This is a genomic window from Cellulomonas sp. P4_A2, from assembly GCF_056402515.1.
Genome location: NZ_JBFUHG010000004.1, coordinates 64,219 through 82,548, shown reverse-complemented (window position 1 = coordinate 82,548; position 18,330 = coordinate 64,219). Strand labels below are relative to the sequence as shown.

At 72.2% G+C, this 18,330-nt stretch carries 15 protein-coding genes; 3 read left to right on the top strand and 12 right to left on the bottom strand.

Annotated features, from left to right (window positions below):
• From AC1DUE_RS05130 to AC1DUE_RS05115, 4 genes are all read right to left on the bottom strand, one after another.
• Positions 1–1,110 (bottom strand): ABC transporter permease, encoded by a 1,110-nt coding sequence (locus AC1DUE_RS05130; protein WP_477038323.1) that lies wholly within the window; start codon positions 1,108–1,110, stop codon positions 1–3.
• A gap of 112 nt (positions 1,111–1,222) precedes the next feature.
• Positions 1,223–2,875: an ABC transporter substrate-binding protein gene (locus AC1DUE_RS05125; RefSeq protein ID WP_477038322.1), complete on the bottom strand. Its 1,653-nt coding sequence runs from the start codon at positions 2,873–2,875 to the stop codon at positions 1,223–1,225.
• A 159-nt stretch (positions 2,876–3,034) separates the two neighbouring features.
• Entirely contained in the window at positions 3,035–4,249 is a 1,215-nt protein-coding gene (locus AC1DUE_RS05120) for a cation:proton antiporter (protein ID WP_477038321.1), read from the bottom strand.
• A gap of 156 nt (positions 4,250–4,405) precedes the next feature.
• Entirely contained in the window at positions 4,406–4,618 is a 213-nt protein-coding gene (locus tag AC1DUE_RS05115; protein WP_477038320.1) for a DUF7455 domain-containing protein, read from the bottom strand.
• Between the two features lie 66 nt (positions 4,619–4,684).
• Between AC1DUE_RS05115 and AC1DUE_RS05110 the strand changes: the two genes are divergently transcribed.
• Positions 4,685–5,242 (top strand): ASCH domain-containing protein, encoded by a 558-nt coding sequence (locus tag AC1DUE_RS05110; RefSeq protein ID WP_477038319.1) that lies wholly within the window; start codon positions 4,685–4,687, stop codon positions 5,240–5,242.
• Positions 5,243–5,324: 82 nt separating this feature from the next.
• Here the strand turns inward: AC1DUE_RS05110 and AC1DUE_RS05105 are convergent, their stop codons facing one another.
• Complete coding sequence (locus tag AC1DUE_RS05105) at positions 5,325–6,899, bottom strand: hypothetical protein (RefSeq protein WP_477038318.1); 1,575 nt, start codon at positions 6,897–6,899, stop codon at positions 5,325–5,327.
• Between the two features lie 169 nt (positions 6,900–7,068).
• Positions 7,069–7,638, bottom strand: coding sequence for an N-acetyltransferase family protein (locus tag AC1DUE_RS05100; RefSeq protein WP_477038317.1), 570 nt, complete (start codon positions 7,636–7,638; stop codon positions 7,069–7,071).
• Positions 7,639–7,781: 143 nt separating this feature from the next.
• Between AC1DUE_RS05100 and AC1DUE_RS05095 the strand changes: the two genes are divergently transcribed.
• Positions 7,782–8,054, top strand: a complete 273-nt coding sequence (locus AC1DUE_RS05095) for a WXG100 family type VII secretion target (RefSeq protein WP_477038316.1) — start codon at positions 7,782–7,784, stop codon at positions 8,052–8,054.
• A gap of 70 nt (positions 8,055–8,124) precedes the next feature.
• A complete protein-coding gene (locus AC1DUE_RS05090; RefSeq protein WP_477038315.1) occupies positions 8,125–12,708 on the top strand; it encodes an FtsK/SpoIIIE domain-containing protein in 4,584 nt (1,527 codons plus the stop codon).
• Positions 12,709–12,729: 21 nt separating this feature from the next.
• Here the strand turns inward: AC1DUE_RS05090 and AC1DUE_RS05085 are convergent, their stop codons facing one another.
• From AC1DUE_RS05085 to AC1DUE_RS05060, 6 genes are all read right to left on the bottom strand, one after another.
• Positions 12,730–13,176 (bottom strand): DUF3093 family protein, encoded by a 447-nt coding sequence (locus tag AC1DUE_RS05085; RefSeq protein WP_477038314.1) that lies wholly within the window; start codon positions 13,174–13,176, stop codon positions 12,730–12,732.
• 23 nt (positions 13,177–13,199) lie between these two features.
• On the bottom strand, positions 13,200–13,829 hold the full coding sequence (locus AC1DUE_RS05080; protein ID WP_477038313.1) for a hypothetical protein: 630 nt from the start codon (positions 13,827–13,829) through the stop codon (positions 13,200–13,202).
• Positions 13,826–14,104 (bottom strand): hypothetical protein, encoded by a 279-nt coding sequence (locus AC1DUE_RS05075; protein ID WP_477038312.1) that lies wholly within the window; start codon positions 14,102–14,104, stop codon positions 13,826–13,828. The genes AC1DUE_RS05080 and AC1DUE_RS05075 overlap by 4 nt, the downstream gene beginning before the upstream one ends.
• Positions 14,105–14,113: 9 nt before the next feature.
• Positions 14,114–15,562, bottom strand: a complete 1,449-nt coding sequence (locus AC1DUE_RS05070; RefSeq protein WP_477038311.1) for a hypothetical protein — start codon at positions 15,560–15,562, stop codon at positions 14,114–14,116.
• The gene (locus AC1DUE_RS05065) at positions 15,559–16,392 is read right to left on the bottom strand and encodes a hypothetical protein (RefSeq protein WP_477038310.1); all 834 of its coding nucleotides are present in this window, start codon (positions 16,390–16,392) and stop codon (positions 15,559–15,561) included. Before AC1DUE_RS05065 ends, AC1DUE_RS05070 begins: the two co-directional genes overlap by 4 nt.
• A gap of 146 nt (positions 16,393–16,538) precedes the next feature.
• Positions 16,539–18,320, bottom strand: a complete 1,782-nt coding sequence (locus AC1DUE_RS05060; protein ID WP_477038309.1) for a bifunctional metallophosphatase/5'-nucleotidase — start codon at positions 18,318–18,320, stop codon at positions 16,539–16,541.
• Between the last annotated feature and the right edge of the window lie 10 nt (positions 18,321–18,330).

The window sequence follows — 18,330 nt, the reverse complement described above, 5'->3', positions numbered from 1 at the left end:
TCAGAACCGGATCCTGGGGTCGATGAGCGCCGCGATGACGTCGACGACGAAGTTGGACAGGGCGACGATCACGGCCAGCAGGACGACCATCCCCTGGACCGCCACGTAGTCGCGCGCCTTCACGTACTGGATCAGCTGGAAGCCGAGGCCCTTCCACTCGAACGTCGTCTCGGTGAGGACCGCGCCACCCAGGAGGAGGGCGATCTGCAGGCCGATGACGGTGATGATCGGGACCAGCGCGGGTCGCCAGGCGTGCTTGCGGAGCAGCCGTCGCTCGCTCACACCCCGCGACCGCGCCGCCTCGATGTACCCCGTGTGCAGGGTGCCGATCATGTTCGTGCGGACGAGCCGCAGGAAGATGCCACCGGTGAGCAGACCGAGCGCCACGGCGGGCAGGATCGCGTGCAGGAGCACGTCCTTCAGGATCGCCGGGTCGCCGGTGCTGATGGCGTCGATCGTGTAGAGGCCGGTCTGCAGGCCCTCGTGCTGCATCGCGATCTCGGAGCCCGTCGACGCACGCCCGGCGACCGGGAGCCAGTCGAGCCAGACCGAGAAGATGAGCTTGAGCAGGATGCCGGAGAAGAAGACGGGCGTCGCGTAGGCGAGGACCGCGCCCAGCCGCAGGCCGGCGTCGGCCGACCTGTCGCGGCGGGCGGCGGCGATCCGGCCGAGCGGGATGCCGATCGCGAACGCGACGACCAGCGAGTAGAACGCGAGCTCGAGGGTGGCGCCGCCGTAGGTGGTGAGGACCTCCGTGACCGGTCGGTTGTCGGAGATCGTCGTGCCGAAGTCACCGCGCACCAGGCGGCCGAGGTACTCCATGTACTGGGTGAACAGCGGCCGGTCGTAGCCCGCGGCGTGCACGCGCTCGGCCAGCTGGTCGGGGGGCAGCCGCCCGCCCAGCGCGGCGGTGATCGGGTCGCCGGTGGTCCGCATCAGGAGGAAGACGGTGGTGACCAGGATGAAGATCGTCGGGAAGATCAGCAGGAACCGCACCAGGAGGTACGAGCCGAGCCCCCCGCCCTGCTTCTTCCTGGGTGCGTCGGGCTCGAGCTGATCGGTCTCCCCGGGCGCTGCGTCGTTGGGTGCCCCGGTGATGGTGGTCGTCATGGTTCCTACCTGTGCTCTGGTGCGAGGAGTGTGCCGCATCACGCGGCGGACCGGGCGGCCGACGCCCACGTGTCGTGGGGCCGGACCGCCCGGTCCGTTCCGAGCGCTGTGATCAGCCCTTCGCGAGCGCCGCGTAGCGGAACTTGAACGAGGCGTCGAGCGTGTCCTCGGTGCCGGAGACGTCCTGGCCCACCACGGCGACCTGCGCACCCTGGAGGAGCGGGACGGTGGACAGGTCCTTGGCGACCGCGTCCTGGATGTCACCGATGAGCTTGGTGCGGGCGTCCGGGTCGGGCGTGGTCGCCTGCTTCAGCACCATGTCGTTGACGGCCTGGTTGTCGTAGTGGTTCGACAGGAAGTTCTTCGTCAGGAAGAACGGCGTCAGGTAGTTGTCCGCGTCCGAGTAGTCGGGGAACCAGCCCAGCTGGTACTCGGGGTAGACGTCCGCCGTGCGGTCCTTGGAGTACTGCACCCACTCGGTGGTCTGCAGGTTGACGGTGAACAGGCCGTCCTTCTCCAGCTGGTCCTTGATCTGGGCGTACTCGTCGGCCGACGAGGGGCCGTAGTGCTCGCTCGAGTACTGCAGGTTCAGGGTGACGGGGGTCTCGACCCCGGCGTCCTCGAGAGCAGCCTTGGCCTTGTCCGCGTCGGGGCCGCCGGAGCCGTCACCGTAGAGGCCCTTCAGCGCCTCGTTGGCGCCGGTCAGGCCGGCCGGGACGTAGGAGTACAGGGGCGTGTAGGTGCCCTTGTAGACCTGCTCGGAGAGGGCGTCACGGTCGACGAGGTCCGCGACGGCCGAGCGGACGGCGAGCGCCTTCGCCGGGTCGGCCTCGGGCGTCGTGGCGCCGAACGGCATCGTGTCGAAGTTGAAGACGATGTAGCGGATCTCTCCGCCGGGGCCGTCGACGACCTTGACCTTGTCGTCCGTCTTGAGGTCGGCGATGTCGGTCGCGGAGAGGCTCCGGAACGCGACGTCGATGTTGCCCTCCTGCACGTCGAGCTTGAGGTTCGACGAGTCGGCGTAGTACTTCGCGTTGACCACGTCGGTCTTCGCGGCGCCGAGCAGACCCTGGTAGTCCGGGTTCGCCTTGTACGAGATCAGGTTGTTGAAGTCGTAGTCGGTGATCGTGTACTGCCCGGCGAACGCGTTCCCGGCGACGATGTCGTCGTCCGGCGTGAGCGCGTCGGCCGAGAAGACCTCCTCGTCGACGATCGGGCCGACGGGGCTGGACAGGATCTGCGGGAAGATCTGGTCGTCCGGGGACTTCAGGTGGAAGACCACCGTGGCGTCGTCGACGACCTCGGTGCTGTCGAGGTTGTAGAGCAGCGACGACGGGCCGTTCTCGTCGGCGATCTTGACCTGGCGGTCGAACGTGAACTTCACGTCGGACGCGGTGAGGTCATGGCCGTTGGCGAACTTCAGGCCGGGCTTGAGCTTGACCGTGTACTCCGTCGGTGCCGTGAACTCGGCCGACTCGGCGATGTCCGGCTCGACGTCCGGGCTGCCGTACGGGGTGTTCAGGAGGAACGGGAAGACCTGGTTCTGCACGGCGAACGAGCCGTTGTCGTACGAGCCTGCGGGGTCCAGCGTGGTGACCTTGTCGGTCGTGCCGATCGTCAGTGATCCGCCGCCGCTGGTGCCCGAGGTGCTGCCGCCGTCTCCGCCGTCGTCGTTGCCGGAGGAGCAGGCGGTCAGGACCAGGGCTGCTGCCGCAAGTCCTGCGGTCGCCGCGATGACGCGACGACGTGATGCGTGGGAGGTCATGCGCTACGTACCTCTTCTGTCAGGCCGCGGGGCGGGTGCTACGACCCGCGACTGGTTTCGGTTACCTATGAGTAGCACACCGATGTTGCGGACATGACGAGGTTCTTACTGGTAAGTAACATCCCGGTCTCGGGACGGTATCGATCGAACTGCTGCCCCCTACGCGTCCGGTACCGGGATGCCGTCCTGGTCGAGCGGCGTCGCGACGTCGGACCGCACGCCGAGCCGGTCGGCGACGATCGGCCCGGTGAATCCGTAGACCACGGCGGTGGCCAGCACCACGCCGAACACGACCGGCACCAGGTGCGGGAACGGCTTGCCCGCGTTCTCGAACTGGAGCGCGAACAGGCTCGCGGTCGAGGCCGCCACGATGCCGCGGGGGGCCATCCAGCCGACCATCAGGCGTTCTCGTCGGGACAGCACGGTCCTCGACGTCGCGATCCAGGCCACGGCCGGCCGCAGGAAGAGGACCAGCAGAGTGACCAGGACGAGCGTGCCGAACGCGTACGTCACGAGCGCATCGAGGTCCACGCGCGCGGCGAGCACGATGAACAACGAGCCGATGAGCAGCGCGCCGATGTGGCTGCCGAACTCGTGCAGCGCGCCCAGCTTCACGAACCGCTGGTTGGCCAGCGTGACGCCGAGGGCGGTGGTCGCCCAGAGGCCCGACTCCTCGAAGAACGACTCCGCCACGGCGAACGCGGTCAGCGCGAGGGCGAGTGCCAGGACGACGTGCATGGATGCAGGCACGCGGGCGAACCGGATCAGGACCACGTACAGCGCGGCCGTGAGCACGCCGGTCGCGATCCCCGTCAGCCCCGTTTGGAACAGCCCCTGCGGGTGCTCGTGGAGGGCGTAGTTGGTGATGCCGAGGGCGACGGTCGCGCCGATCGGGTCGATGAAGATGCCCTCGAACGCGAGTACCGACTCGAGCGGCTGCTTGGGCCGGATCACCGCGAGCAGGGGCCCGACGACGGTCGGTCCGGACACGATGAGGATCGCGCCGATCACCGCGGCGCGGGCCGCCGGGAGGTCGAAGACCATCCAGGTGAGGATCGACGCGCCGATCCCCGTCAGTGCCGCCCCGACCGTGACCAGCCCGAGCACCGGCCGTCGCGCCCCGCCGTGCAGCCGCCGGAAGTCGAGCTTGAGGGACTCCTCGAAGAGGAGGACCGAGACGGCCATCGAGACCAGCGGGAAGAGGTCGTCGCCGAGGATGTCGTCCGGGTTCACCCAGCCCAGCACCGGTCCGACGAGGAGGCCCAGGAGCAGCAGCAGGATGATCGACGGGATGCCCGTGGCCTTGCCCAGGAGCTGACCGAGGACACCGAACAGGACGATCGCGGCGATGCCGCCGGTGAACGCGAGCTCCATGGGAGCCATCATGTCGGGCCCGGGCCGGGAAGCGGGCAGTCCGCTTGCCGACAGGCCAGGTCGGTGCCCTTGCCCCGGGCACAGGGGTCGCCGGCCCGGTCAGAGCGAGACGCAGCGGGCCGTCCTCGACGCGCCCGGCGGTGCTGGCGCCTACGCCTAGAGGGACGCCCCGGCGAACTCGGTGCGCAGGCGGTCGGTCTCGTCCTGGACGTGCAGGGCGATCTCGGTGAACTTCTCCGCGTGCTCGCGGGCGTGGTGGCCGCAGAAGAGCAGCTCGCCGACGGGGAGAGTGACACGGACGTAGGCGCGCGCGCCGCAGCGGTCGCAGCGGTCGGCGGTGGTCAGCGGTTGCGTCTCCATGGTGTTCATATCGGCGTTCAACCGGCGGACTGGAGCGTTCGTTCCCGGGGTTCGCTCAGCGCGTAGCGTGGTCGCGTGCTCCTGAACCAGCGCACCGCCGACGGGATCCGCAGGGGCGACGTCACGCTGGCGTTCCGTCGCTGGGCCACGCCTCGGGTCACCCCGGGCGGATCCTTCCTGTCGTCGGTCGGGGTCGTGCGCGTCGGTTCGGTCGACGAGGTCTCCGGCGCGACGCTCGACGAGGCTCTCGCTGCCGGCGCGTCGTCCGTCGACGAGGTGGTCGGCGGCCGGACCGAGCTGCCGCTGTTCCGGGTCGAGCTCTCGTGGGGAGGCCCCGACCCGCGCGTCGCGCTCTCGGCGGACACGTCGTTCACGGCCGAGCAGCTGGCCACCCTGACGGCGACCCTCGCCCGCTGGGACGCCCGCGCCCCGTGGACCCGGCAGACGCTCGAGCTCATCCGCGACCGGCCCGCCACCCGCGCGCCGGACCTGGCCGCCTCGCAAGGCCGCGAGACGCTGCCGTTCAAGCGCGACGTCCGCCGGCTCAAGGAGCTCGGGCTGACGCACAGCCTCGAGGTCGGCTACCGGCTCTCGCCCCGAGGTTCCGCGTACCTGGAGCGCACCGGCCCTTGAGAGCCGCGGTCGAGGGCGTCGACGACGACCCGGCGCTCGCGGACCTGTGGGGTGCCACGACGTCGTAGCCCGCCCGGGCCCGTCAGGCCGGTGCGATCGTCGTCACGGTCCCGTTGCCGCCCCGGAACTTCAACGCTCCCTCGTCGACGAACAGGACGCCGCCCGTGGAGGCCGTCGCCGGGACCGCGCTGCTGCGCAGGAACACCCCGCCGTCGGTGCCCAGCTGGTTGGGGGCTCGCCGGTAGAGCTGCGTGTCGCGGTCGGTGGCTCCGGTTCCCCACTGCATGGTCCCGTCGACGAGAGCGGCGAACCGGCGTGCGACGTCGCCGGTGACCTCGCCCTGGACGATCCGGGCTGTCGGGTCCGTGCCGGCGACGAGGATGCCCTGACCGCCCGCCGCCAGCGGGGTGACGGTGAGCCCGACGCCACCGCGCTGGACGACCTTCACGCCCGCGGACGTGCCCGCGTCACCGCCCAGCTGCACCAGGCCGGTGTCGCGGTCCACCTTCAGGGGCGAGTCCTGGTAGCTGTTGCCCGCCTTGTAGCGCCGCAGCTCGAGGTCCGCGTCGGTCCGGGTGGCCCGCAGGGTCCACCGGGGCTGGTTCGCGCCGACCTCCGTCGAGAACGTCAGGTCCTTCGGGTGGGCGTCCGAGCCGACGATCCGCAGCTGCTCCTCGGCGCTGCCCACCTGGAGCTCGAAGTCCGCCATGTTGGTGCGCACGGCCGAGCGGTCGGTGCCGATCTTCCCGGTCACCGGGTCGATGATCTTGACCTCGAGCCGGGTGCGCAGCGCGCCGCTCGCGTCGGGCACCTCGAAGTTGATGTGCCCGTGCCAGAGGTTCTTCTGCAGGCTGCTCGGGTCGTCGTTGTTGAGGAAGTGCGCGCCGATCCAGGCGATCGTCACCGGCTGCGTCGGGTGCGTCTTCAGCCAGGTGTAGTCGCCGTCCGGGTAGTGCGGCTTCGGCCAGTTCCCCTGGTACGTGAGCATCCCCTTGGCGCGCGGGTCCTTGAGCTGCACGCGGACGGACTCGCCGTAGGAGCCGAAGTGTGGCTGGTAGGTCTCGAGCACGATCCGGCCCGTGGAGTCGTAGTAGCCGGGCCCACCCGTCGTCCCGCCCGCGGCCGACGACTTCACGAGCAGCGTGCTCGGGTTGGCGGAGCTGCCGATGGTGACGTCGTCGTCGAAGGTCATGACGGCCGGCAGGACCGACGCCTGGCGTGCGACCGCGTGCGGGATCGCGGCGGCCGACTGCGCCGAGGACGCGGCGACGGCGGCCGCCGCGACCGTCACGGCGCCGGCGCGGAATGCCGCACGGCGGGTGATGCCCGTGGGCGCGGGGGGTGTGGGGACCGCGAACTCGTGGCGCGAGACCTCGGCGCCGTCCTGCTCGAGCACGGCCGTGTAGGTCCAGGCGTCCAGCGCGCGCCCCGAGGTGTCGGTGAACCCGGGCTGGTCGGTCGCGGTCAGGGTCACGCGGGCCGTCCCGTCGTCCGCCAGCTCGACCGCGACCGGTCGGGGCGCGACGACCGCCCCGGTGGCGCGCCAGACGCGCACCGTCGACGAGGTGACGGTCACCCGGCCGGTCCACGGCTCGCCGACGTCGTCGACGAAGGGACCGAGCGTGACGGGGACGGTGCGGACGGCGGCAGGCAGCACAGAGGTCTCCCGAGGGTGGGGGCGACGATGCGGGTGGGCGACTCCTGCGCGGGCGGTGCCGGCGGGTCGTGGACGGACCTCGACGGGTCCGGTCTGGTGCCGTGGTGCGTCCGACGATCATGCATGCCGATCCGCGGTCCGTACAGGGGTCGCGGTCGAGCGGTCGTCGTCAGCGCCCGAGCTCGAGCCGCATGACGACCCGGTCCCTGCCCCCGCTGTGGCCGGCGGTCGGGGCAGCCTGCGTGAACCCTGCCGACTCGAACAGGCGGCTGGTGCCCACGTACCCCGAGATCACGTCCACCCGGTCGTCGTCGGTGAGCACGACCGGGTACCCCTCGACCACCTCGGCGCCGCTCGCCCGCGCGTGCGCGACCGCCCCGGCGAGCAGCTCGTGCATGAGCCCCTGGCGCCGGAAGCGCGGCCGCACCACGAAGCAGACGACGCTCCACGCGTCGCGGTCGTCGACGAACGGGATGGTCCGCGAGTGCATGAGCCGCCGGTAGCTGCTGCGCGGTGCGACCGAGCACCAGCCCGCGACCTCGCCGTCCACGTACGCGAGGACCCCCGGGCCCGGCTCGGTCGCGCACTCGTCGCGCATGTACTGCGCGCGTTCCTCGTTGGGCACCCGGCTGTCCCGGTACGACATGCACCAGCACCCGCCGCCACCCGGCTTCTTGACACCGACGACCTCGAAGAAGTCGTCGTAGCGCCCGAGGGCCGGGACCACCTGCAGGGACATGGGTTCAGGCTACGGAGCGGTTCTGACACCCGCCCGGTACGCCCGCGCAGATGCGCTACGAGTCACGCATCCCGCGGTATGTCGGTAATGTCGACGTGTCGCGACGCCCGACCGGGCGCAGCCGGACTACGAGGAGGACCACCGTGGCAGTTGGTGCCGAGCTCAGCACTCTCCAGGCGCTGTTCAAGACCTTCCAGCAGAACGCTCAGCAGGCCGCCGACATCAAGTCGCATGTCGACCAGGGGGTCAACGCCGCCGAGTGGACAGGCAAGTACGCTGACGACTTCCGGGCCCTGTGGCAGGACTATCGCGCGAACCTGGACAAGCTGCAGGAGGCGCTCGACGGCGCCGCTGCGGACGTCCGGACCAACCACAACAACATCGCTGCAGCCACCGGCGAGGGCGACCGGATCTGAGCGGGTCGATGTGCGGCCCGCCCTCGTAGGGGCGGGCCGCACGTCTGTCCACGAGCACGAGAGGCAGGACGTGCGACTGATCCTCAGCGTAGCGGTCGACGGGGCGCACGAGACGGTCGACGTCGTGCTCGAGTGCGCGCCGGGCGCACGCGTCCGCGACGTGGCGCACGCCGTGGCGGCGCACGTGCCGAGCACCCAGGCGCGGGTCGTCCCGCGCGGTTCGGGTCACCTCGGTGTGGTCGAGGTGGGTCCCGCGGGATCCGACGAGGCGCCACCCCTGTGGTGGCGCGGCCGCGAGCTGGACCCCGACGAGCCGGTCGAGCGCTGCCCCCTGCGCCACGGTGCCGTCGTGGGGATCGGCGCCGATCCCGGAGACCCGTGGGAGGAGCCCACCGGTTCCTGCGAGGTGCGGATCGTGTCCGGGCCGGGCGCGGGGCGGGTGCACCGGCTGGCGGTCGGTCGGCACGAGATCGGCACCGGCTCCTCGGCGTCCGTGCGGGTCGACGGCGACGACCCCGCGTGCACGGTCATCCTCGAGGTCGGTCCCGACGGGTCACGGACGCTGCTGCCCGCGCCGGCCGTGATCGGGTCCACGCGCCCGGCCCCGCACCGTCGCCGCCCGCTCGAGGGACCGATCGTCGTGCGCCGGGAGGGCGGCGACGAGGCGCCCGACCGCCGAGGGAGCCGCAAGTACTCCCGTCGGCTGGCCGAGGCCCGGCGCGGGCTCGACGGCATGGTGGAGATCGACCCCGAGGCCGACCGCCCGCTCGTGCACGTCGACCGGATCGCCCTCGAAGCGCCCCGCGCGTGGCTGCCCGGGCAGTCGCTCGTCGTCGGCGACGTGGTGCTCGAGACCGCCGACGTCGGCCGGCCGGACGCGTCGCTGTCGCTCTCGCCGGCCGGCGCGACCCTGGACTACAACCGCCCCCCGCGGCTGCTGCCGCCGGCCCGCCCGACCGAGTTCCGCCTGCCCACCGAGCCGCGCTCGCCGGAGCGCCAGCGGTTCCCCCTGGCGATGATGGCGCTGCCGCTGCTCATGGGTGCCGCGACCTACGTGCTCACCAGGTCGCCGTACGGGCTCGTGATCATGGTGCTCTCGCCGCTCATGGCTCTGTCGAACTACATCTCCTCGCGCGGCAGCCGCCAGACGCAGCACGTCGAGGCGGTCCGCACCTACGCGCAGCGCACCGCACGCATCGAGCAGCAGGCGTACGACGCCCTCGGCGAGGAGAGCTCCGCGCGACGACGCGAGCTGCCCGACCCGGCCTCGGTCCTGCTGTTCGCGACCGGTCCGCGTGCGCGCCTGTGGGAGCGCCGGCGGACCGACCCGGACTGGATGCTGGCCCGGGTGGGCACCGCCGACGTGCCGAGCGAGGTGTCGCTGCACGACCCCGAGCGAGCGGACCACGAGCGGGTTCTGCACTGGACCGCCTCGGACGTCCCGGTCGCCGTGCCGCTCGCGCGCGCCGGGGTCACGGGGGTGGCCGGCTCGGAGCGCGAGCGTCGTCGCGTCGCCGCGTGGATGCTCGCGCAGGTGGTCACCGCCCACTCGCCGGCGGACGTGTCGGTCGTGCTGCTCGCGGACGGCGAGGGTGACGACGTCTGGGGGTGGGTGCGCTGGCTCCCGCACGCGCGTCGGGACGCCGGCCCGGTCGCCTCCGTGGGGAACGACGACGAGACGACCGCCCGACGCGTCGCCGAGCTGCTGGACCTCGTCGACCGCCGTCGCGACGCCGCCCGGGGCACCGGGGCACGCGACGTGGTCGCCGGACCGCCCGTGCTGGTCGTCCTGGACGGGGCGCGCCGGATCCGGATGCTGCCCGGCCTGGTGACGCTGCTGCGCGAGGGGCCGTCGGTCGGCGTGTACTTCCTGTGCATCGACGAGCAGGAGCGTCAGCTGCCCGAGGAGTGCCAGGCCGTCGTCGTGGTGAACGGCCTCGATGCGACCGTGTCGGTGGCGGGAGAGCAGCCGGTCGACGGGGTGCGGCCCGACGTCGTGCCGGTCGTCTGGCTCGAGCGGCTGGGCCGGTCGCTGGCGCCCGTCCGCGACATCAGCTCCGAGGACCTCTCGACGTCCCTGGTCACCACCTCCCGCCTGCTCGACGTGCTCTCGCTGGACCCGCCCGGGGCGGGGGCCGTGGCGGCGGGCTGGGCCCGCGGCGGCCGGACCACCCGCGCGGTGATCGGGGAGACGACGGACGGGCTGTTCACGGTCGACGTCCGTGCCGACGGGCCGCACGGGCTGGTCGCCGGGACCACGGGCTCCGGCAAGTCGGAGCTGCTGCAGACGCTCATCGCGTCGCTCGCGGTGGGCAACCGGCCCGACGAGATGACGTTCGTGCTCGTCGACTACAAGGGCGGCGCCGCGTTCAAGGACTGCAGCCGCCTGCCGCACACCGTCGGCATGGTCACCGACCTCGACGAGCACCTGACCCGCCGCGCGCTCGACAGCCTCGCCGCCGAGCTGCGCCGCCGGGAGCACCAGCTGGCGGGCGCCGACGCCAAGGACATCGAGGACTACCTGGCCGGGCGGTCCGCCGACGACGAGCCGATGCCCCGCCTGATGATCGTCATCGACGAGTTCGCGGCGCTCGTCGCGGAGCTGCCCGACTTCGTCACCGGGCTCGTCGACATCGCCCGCCGCGGGCGCTCGCTCGGCGTGCACCTGGTGCTCGCGACGCAGCGGCCGGCCGGTGTGGTCAGCGCCGAGATCAAGTCGAACACCAACCTGCGCATCGCGCTGCGCGTCACCGACCGCCACGACAGCCAGGACGTCATCGAGTCGGGCGACGCCGCCGAGATCCCGTCGAACCTGCCCGGTCGCGCGTACGCCCGTCTCGGGCACTCGAGCCTCGTCGCGTTCCAGTCCTCCCGGGTGGGCGGGCGCCCGCCGACGGCGTCGGACGGCGGGGGGGCTGTCGACGTCGCTCCGCTGGGGTGGTCCGCGATCGGCCGCCCGCCCGCTGTGCCTGAGCGGTCGGCGCAGGACGACAACGACGCGCAGACCGACCTCGCGTCGCTGGTCACGGCCGTGCAGGCCGCGGCGGAGCAGACCGGCATCTCGGCCCCGCCGCCGCCCTGGCTGCCCGCGCTGGCCACCGTCGTCACCACCGCCGACCTCGTCGCGCAGGGTGCCACCGAGCTCGCGGCGACGCCGTTCCGTCTGCCCTACGGGCTGGTCGACCTGCCGGCCGAGCAGCGGCGCGCGGTCGCGACGCACGACCTCGAGACGGCCGGCAACCTGGCCGTCGTCGGCGCGCCCCGCTCGGGCCGCTCGACCGTGCTGCGTGCGCTCGCGGCCGCCGTCGCCACGCGCGTCTCGCCGCGCGACGTGCACGTCTACGGCCTCGACTTCGGCAACAACGCGCTCCTGCCGCTCGTCGCCCTCCCGCACACCGGCGCGGTGGTCACGCGCGACCAGCCGGACCGGATCGCGCGGCTGACGCGGCGGCTGCGGACCGAGATCTCGCGCCGGCAGCAGCTGCTCGCGGAGCAGTCGTTCGCCGACGTCGCCGAGCAGCGGGCCCGGTCCGCGCCCGCCGAGCGGCTGCCCTACCTCCTGGTCCTGCTCGACCGGTGGGAAGGGTTCATCCAGGCGTTCGAGGACTACGACGCCGGGGCGCTCGTGGACCTGTGGACGCAGATCCTGCAGGAGGGCCCGGGGGCCGGCGTGAAGGTCGTCGTCAGCGGCGACCGGTCGCTGCTGTCCGGCCGGGTCTCGACGCTGACCGAGGACCGCGTGATGCTCCCGATGTCGGACGTCGGCGACTACGGCGCGATCGGCATGAAGCCGCGCGACGTCCCGACGAACCTGCCCGACGGCCGCGCGTTCCGGTCGCAGGGCGGTGCCCAGGAGCTGCAGGTCAGCCTGCTCGTGGAGGACCCGTCCGGGCCGGCGCAGGTGGCCGAGCTGCAGCGCCTGGCCCGTGAGGCCGTGCGCGACGACTCGCTCCCGCCGTTCCGCGTCGACCCGCTGCCGACCCGCGTGACGCTCGCCGAGGCCTCGGCCCTCGGCGGCCCCGCGCTCGGCCGCACCGCGGTGCCGGCCGGCGTCGGTGGCGACTCGCTCGCGCTGTTCGGCCTCGACGCCGAGGAGCACGGGCCCGGGGTGCTCGTCGTCGGGCCGCGGCGGTCCGGGCGCAGCACCGCGCTGCTGACGATGGGCGTGTCCGCGCTCGACCGCGGCTGGACGGTCGGCATCCTGACCCCGCGCCGCAGCCCGCTGCGGGACCTCGCACCCCGAGCCGTGGGCGCCCTCGACCTCGACGCGACGCGCGACCAGATCGCCGAGCTGCTCGGGGCGCTCGTCCCCGTCGACGACACCCCGGCCCTGCTGCTCGTCGACGACCTGGAGCTCGTCGGCACCGACGGACCCATCGCCGACGCGATCGTCGCGCACCTCGGCGCCCTGCGGGACCGGCCCGGCCTCGTCGTCGGCGCCGGCTCGGCCGACGACCTGTCGAGCGGCTACCGCGGTCCGGCGGCGACGATGAAGAAGTCCCGCAACGGCATCCTGCTCGCGCCGGCGTCACCCAACGACGGCGACGTCTTCGGGTTGCGCGTGCCGCGCTCCGCGCTGGGTGCGTCGACGCCGGGCCGCGGGCTGCTCGTGACGGCGGGGTCCTGGCAGCTCGTGCAGGTCCCGCTGCCCTGACCCCTCAGGACACCGGAGCGGTCAGGACACCTCGGCGCGGAACGGGACGAGGGCCTCGTTGAGGGCGGCGCGGAAGGCGTCCGGGTCCTTGGTCTGCACCAGCGACCTCGTGCCGTCGCGCATGGTCAGGCCGATCACGCCCGTCCCCATGGCCTGCGCGTAGGCGCCGCCGATGATCTTGCCGCCCAGCGTCTCGCCCGGCTCCGAGACGCCGTAGGGGTGCAGGTCGGACAGCTGGATCCGCGCCCGACCGACTCGAAGGAGCGAGTCGGTCAGCGTGATGTTCCCGTAGCGCCCGGTGCTCCACATCGTGATCGCCGCGATCACGGCGAGCATGCCGACGATGCTCGTCGCCAGCCAGATCGTGCTCGTGTCGACGAGGAACAGGGCCACCCACGCGACGACGACGATGACGGCGAAGACGAGCCACGCGCGCGGGCTGGGGGAGCGTTCCTGGTACCGGATCACCGCGGCATTCTAGGACGAACCCCTCACAGGAACTCCATCCGGGCGATCCGCTGCGCCTTGGGGAGCAGCCCCTTGTGGGCGCGTTCGAGGACCCACATCACGGGCATGAGGACCTCGACGAGGCTCGCGCCGTCCCGCCACGAGACGGTCGGCGGCCCGGCGGGGGAGCGCGGGTGCGCGGGCACCGGGCGCAGGGTGTGCGTGACGACCGGGTCCTTGTCGCCGGCGCGGGTCAGCTCCATGCGGTCCGCGAGGAGCGTGCCGCCGGGTCGCCACGTCCAGGTGCGGCCACCGGGTCCGTCCACCCGGAACGCCCACCGGTCCCGGCCGCTGCGCTCGCGCTCGACCGCGACCGCGTCGCCCAGGACGGCCAGAGGCATCGTCGAGTGGTGCCACAGGAACGTGTCCGGCCCGCTGTCGTCGAAGTCGGCCTTCCCCGAGACGATCTCGCGCGAGCCGCCGGGCTCGGCGATCGACGACATCAGGACCCGTCCGAGCCGCCAGCTCACGTCGACCGCGATCCCCGCGATCACGAGGTCGCACCGGTGCTGGTGCGGCGACGTGGCCGGCAGGGTCGCGAACTGCTGGTGCGTGATCTCGTCGACGACCTCGACCGAGCCGGCGACGCCGAGCGGGGCCCAGACGTCGGTCACTGCGGCTGCTTCGTCTGGGCGTCGAGCGCCTCCTGCTCCTTGTCCTCGGCCTTGCGCGCCTCGCCGCGCACCCGCGACGCCTCGTCGCGAAGGTTGCGGGCCGACGACCGCGCCGCCGAGCGCCACTGGTCCAGGGCGCCGCGGACGTCCGTCGCGTTCGCGCACTCCCACTCGGGCGACCTGGCCACGACCCACGCCGCGTCCACGCTCACCTCGACGTCGTCGGCGAGCGCCTCGAGGTCGCGTGCCTTGGCGTACAGCTCGGCAGAGGTCATGGGTCCCCCTCAGAACCAGTTCATGGGGTTGAGGTCCGAGTCCTTGACGTCGTCCAGGCGGTCGCCCGCCCAGTCGGCGGCCTTGTCGGCGGTGTCACCGACCCAGTCCGCGGCGTCGGAGACGGCTCCGGTGATGTCGTCCCAGTGCTCGACGACCTCCGCCCCGGCCCACACCAGGCCGGTGACGGCGACGAGCCCGAGGGTCACGGGGTTGGGCGCGATGAGGGCGGCCGTCATCGAGGCGTTGAACGCGGTCTCGGCGTACTCGCCGATCACGTGGGCCTTGCCCTGGGTCCCGCCCTCCTCCCAGAGCTTGTTGTTCTCGTCGAAGTTGTTCACCAGCCCGACGACGCCGTCGGCCGTCGCGAACGCGCTGCCGGCCACCCCGAGGATCCGCAGCGCGCCGGCGCTGGACGCCATGGTCCGCAGGCCGGACTGGTTGGCGATCGTGAACAGGTTGCCGGCGCCGCGCCCGTAGGTGACGCCGGTGACCGTGTTCGTCCACGGCCGCCCGAAGATGTTGTTGCCCCACGTCGCGGCCCGCTGCACGAGCTGACCGACCTTCTCGTTCTCCAGCATCGACGAGATCCAGGTCGTCGCCGAGACGCCCGGGCGGCTCTTGAGCATGGCCGCGACGAGCGTGGGCTCGGGCGTACCGCCCGGGAGCGTGTAGGGCTTGACCGCCGACGAGGTCCGCAGCACCCACGCGTCGAAGTCCTCGATCGTCGACGCCGCACGCAGGAGCACCTTCTGCGTCGTGTTCGGGACGAACGAGCCGGGCCGCGTGAACTGGATCTTGCCGTTGATGTAGTTGGAGTCGACGACGTTCAGCGCGCCGCTCAGCCAGTTGGCGAGGTCCACCCGGCCGGAGGCGACCAGGGAGTTGAGCGCGGGCTCGACGATGCCGCGCTGAGCGAGCCACCGGCTGAGGCCGGCGCCGCCCTTCAGGACGATCTGGGAGACGGTCGCCGTCACGGCGGCGCTCGCGGTGACGAGGTTCTGGACGTCGTTGTACGCGGCGACGAGCCGCTCGGCCTGCTCCGCGTCGCTCATGCCGGTGAGCTTCTGCAGCGCCTTCGCCTCGAGGTCCTCGAACCACTCGCTGAGGTTGGCGGGGTCCCCCTCCCAGGCGTCGGCCGGCGTCCCGGAGACCTCGAGGGCCAGCGCCGCGTCCTCGACCCGCATGGACTGGCCCGCGACCTCCAGGGCCTGCTGCGGCGTCATGTGCACGCCCGCGAAGGTCGGGTCGGCCTGCGCCATCTGCTCGAGCACCCCGATGCGGGCCTGGAGGTCGCGTGTCGTGTCGAGCGCCCACTGGTCGGCTCCGTTGAGGCCGGCCATGTCCACCCGGGCGCCGAGCCCGCTCGCGCGGGCGAACAGGCCGGGCAGGTCGCTGGCGAGGTCGTCCAGCGCGATGACGGTGGCCGCCAGGACCTCCTTGTCGATCTTGACCGTCACGGCGCGGGGATCCGGTCGAGCACCGCCCGTAGATCCGCCGACGACGGGAGCAGGCTGCCGAGGAGCCGCCACACCTCACCGCCGGAGACGGGCCGGAACACTGCGGGAGTGTCCGGTGTGATGTCCTCGGATCGCAGCGGCTCGGTCGGCTGCTCGCGCACCCAGTACCCGCCCGGCCCGCAGTCCCACAGGGCCAGGCCGCGGGCGTCGGTGTCGATCTGCGGACCCCACACCATCGTCACGCGGGCCGTCGACTCGAGGAACGAGAGCGTCGCCATGAGCATCGTCCGGTCCTCGTCGGCGATCTCGTCGCCGAAGAACCGCTCGAGCTGCGCCGTCGCGACGACCCGCGCGGGCTCCCACGCGTCGTCGGACAGAGCCATGGTCTGCACGACCGCGTCGATCGCCCGCAGGGGCACCGTGAAGGGCGTCGCCACGCGCGGCACCTCGCGTCGACGCAGGCCCACGAGCCGCGCGAGGATCCAGAGCACCTGCGGGAGCTCGTCCTGGCAGTACGTGACCGACGTGGCGTCGTCCTGCGGCCACGGGTCGGTGTACCAGACGGTCTCCTCGCGCACCGCGAGCAGCGCGCTGGCGGGACCCTGCGGGCCGGCCGTCTCGATCGCGCACTCGATCATCGGGCCCGACACGGTGCGCACCAGGTCGAGCACGAGCGGTGCCAGGTCGCCGTCGGCGCTCACGATCCCCGCGTCGAGGAGTGCCCGGCGGGCCTCGTCGGCCACCGGCTCGCCGTTGTGCACGAGCCGCAGGGTCTCGAACTCGTCGTCGCTCAGCGAGATCCGTCGTCGTACCGCGTCCAGCCGCGCCATCGTGGGCCCCCTCCGAAATGGTCGAATCCGGTCGAGACCCTACAGGGGCGCCCCCGGACGCGCAGCGACGGCACGGGCTCCGGCGCCGACGACGAGACCCCCGGCAGCCGTGGTCGCCGGGGGTCTCGTCGGTGGTCAGCGCCTCGTCACGGGACGAGCGTGATCCGGTTCTGCGGGCCCGGTCCCTTCGGTCCGGCGCCGAGGTACGCGGCGAGCGAGTCGACGTCGAAGCCGGGTGCCGTGACGCGGTCGGTGGCGGCGGTGAGGTTGGTGAACCCGTCGCCCCCGTTCGCGAGGAAGTCGTTGGTGCTCACCCGGTATGTCGCAGCCGGGTCGATCGGGACACCGTTCAGGGCCAGGTTGCTGACCTTGCTCCCGAGCGCCGCGGAGGCGGAGTACGTGTAGGTGAACCCGTCCGACACCTGCAGGATCTTGGTCGTGGTCTGGCCCGCGTAGCCCACGAACTGCTGCTCGAGGACCTCCTTGAGCTGGGCGCCGGTGACGGTCACCGTGACCACGAGGTTGTTGAACGGCTGCACCGTGAACACCTCGCCGTAGGTCACCTGACCCGGTGCCTCGCCGCCCGGAGAGCTGGCGAAGGCCAGGTCGGCTCGGATGCCGCCGGGGTTCATCAGGGCGAGCTGCACGCCGGCCGACGGGGTGTAGGCCACCATGCCGTCCGCGATGACGTCGCCGAGGGCGCTCTCACCGGCTGCCGACGTCGCCCGGGTGATGTCGGCCGTGATCGAGCCGACGACCCGGTTGGCCAGCGGTGCGACCGCGGTGCGGTACTTGTCGGCGATGACCTTGGCGTTCGGGTCGACCGTCGCGGGGTTGCGGACGTAGACGCCGGGCGCGGACTGCTGCCAGGTGCCGTCCGGGTTCTTCACGCCGTTCTCGACGATGAGGTTGTGCGCGTCGGCCGCGACGATCTTGTCGGTCTTCTTGTCGAGCGTCATGCTGATGTCGGTCAGGACCGTGCCGTTCGTCCCCGCGCTGGTCACGATGGTGTTCGCGCCCGAAGAGTTCGGCAGCGCGCAGCTGTAGGACCGGTGGGTGTGGCCGCTGACGACCACGCCGTACGCCGGGTCCAGCTTCGAGACGATCTCCGTCACGGCGCCCGAGAACCCGACGCAGCCGCTCGGGTCCAGCGGTGCCGGCCCGTTCTGCTGGCCGCCCTCGTGCAGGAGCAGGACGATCGACTTCACCCCGAGCCACTTGAGCGCGCGGGCGTACTTGTTGGCCGTGTCCGCCTCGTCGAGGAAGCTGACGTTCGTGATCCCGGCCGGGTTGACGATCCCGGGCGTGCCCTCGAGCGTCATCCCGACGAAGGCCACCTTCACGCCGCCCACGTTCTCGATCGTGAACGGCTGCAGGATCGGCAGGCCGGACTTCTTGTAGACGACGTTCGCGGCCAGCATCGGGTACTTCGCCCCGGCGAACCCGTCGCCGTCCTGGCAGCCGTCGACCGGGTGGCAGCCGCCCTTCTGCAGCCGCAGGAGCTCGGGGACGCCCTCGTCGAACTCGTGGTTGCCGACGCTCGTCACGTCGAGCCCGAGGCTGTTCATCTCGTCGACCGTGGGCTCGTCGTGGAACGCCGCGCTGACCAGCGGGCTCGCGCCGACGAGGTCGCCGGCGGCGACGGTGAAGCTGTACGGCGACTCGGTCTCCTGCTCGGCCCGCAGCTTCTTGACCGCGGTGGCGAGGTACTCGACGCCTCCGGCCGGGGTCCCGTTGACCAGCCCGCCGCTGCCCGTGGGCGGGTCGATCGCGCCGTGGAAGTCGTTGAAGGCGATGAGGTTGACGGTCACGGTCTTCGCCGGCTTGGGCGGCTTTCCGTGGGCTTGCGCGCCTGCGGCGCTGGTCAGGACGAGGGTCAGGGCGGCGACGACGGCGGCGGCGCCCTGACCGGGGCGAAGGATCGGCATGGTGGCTCTC

What these genes read in the sequence shown, in the direction of transcription:
- AC1DUE_RS05130 (WP_477038323.1), bottom strand. Translation starts at nt 1,110, where the DNA reads ATGACGACCACCATCACCGGGGCACCCAACGACGCAGCGCCCGGGGAG.
- AC1DUE_RS05125 (WP_477038322.1), bottom strand. Translation starts at nt 2,875, where the DNA reads ATGACCTCCCACGCATCACGTCGTCGCGTCATCGCGGCGACCGCAGGA.
- AC1DUE_RS05120 (WP_477038321.1), bottom strand. Translation starts at nt 4,249, where the DNA reads ATGGAGCTCGCGTTCACCGGCGGCATCGCCGCGATCGTCCTGTTCGGT.
- AC1DUE_RS05115 (WP_477038320.1), bottom strand. Translation starts at nt 4,618, where the DNA reads ATGAACACCATGGAGACGCAACCGCTGACCACCGCCGACCGCTGCGAC.
- AC1DUE_RS05100 (WP_477038317.1), bottom strand. Translation starts at nt 7,638, where the DNA reads ATGTCCCTGCAGGTGGTCCCGGCCCTCGGGCGCTACGACGACTTCTTC.
- AC1DUE_RS05075 (WP_477038312.1), bottom strand. Translation starts at nt 14,104, where the DNA reads ATGACCTCTGCCGAGCTGTACGCCAAGGCACGCGACCTCGAGGCGCTC.
- AC1DUE_RS05065 (WP_477038310.1), bottom strand. Translation starts at nt 16,392, where the DNA reads ATGGCGCGGCTGGACGCGGTACGACGACGGATCTCGCTGAGCGACGAC.
- AC1DUE_RS05060 (WP_477038309.1), bottom strand. Translation starts at nt 18,320, where the DNA reads ATGCCGATCCTTCGCCCCGGTCAGGGCGCCGCCGCCGTCGTCGCCGCC.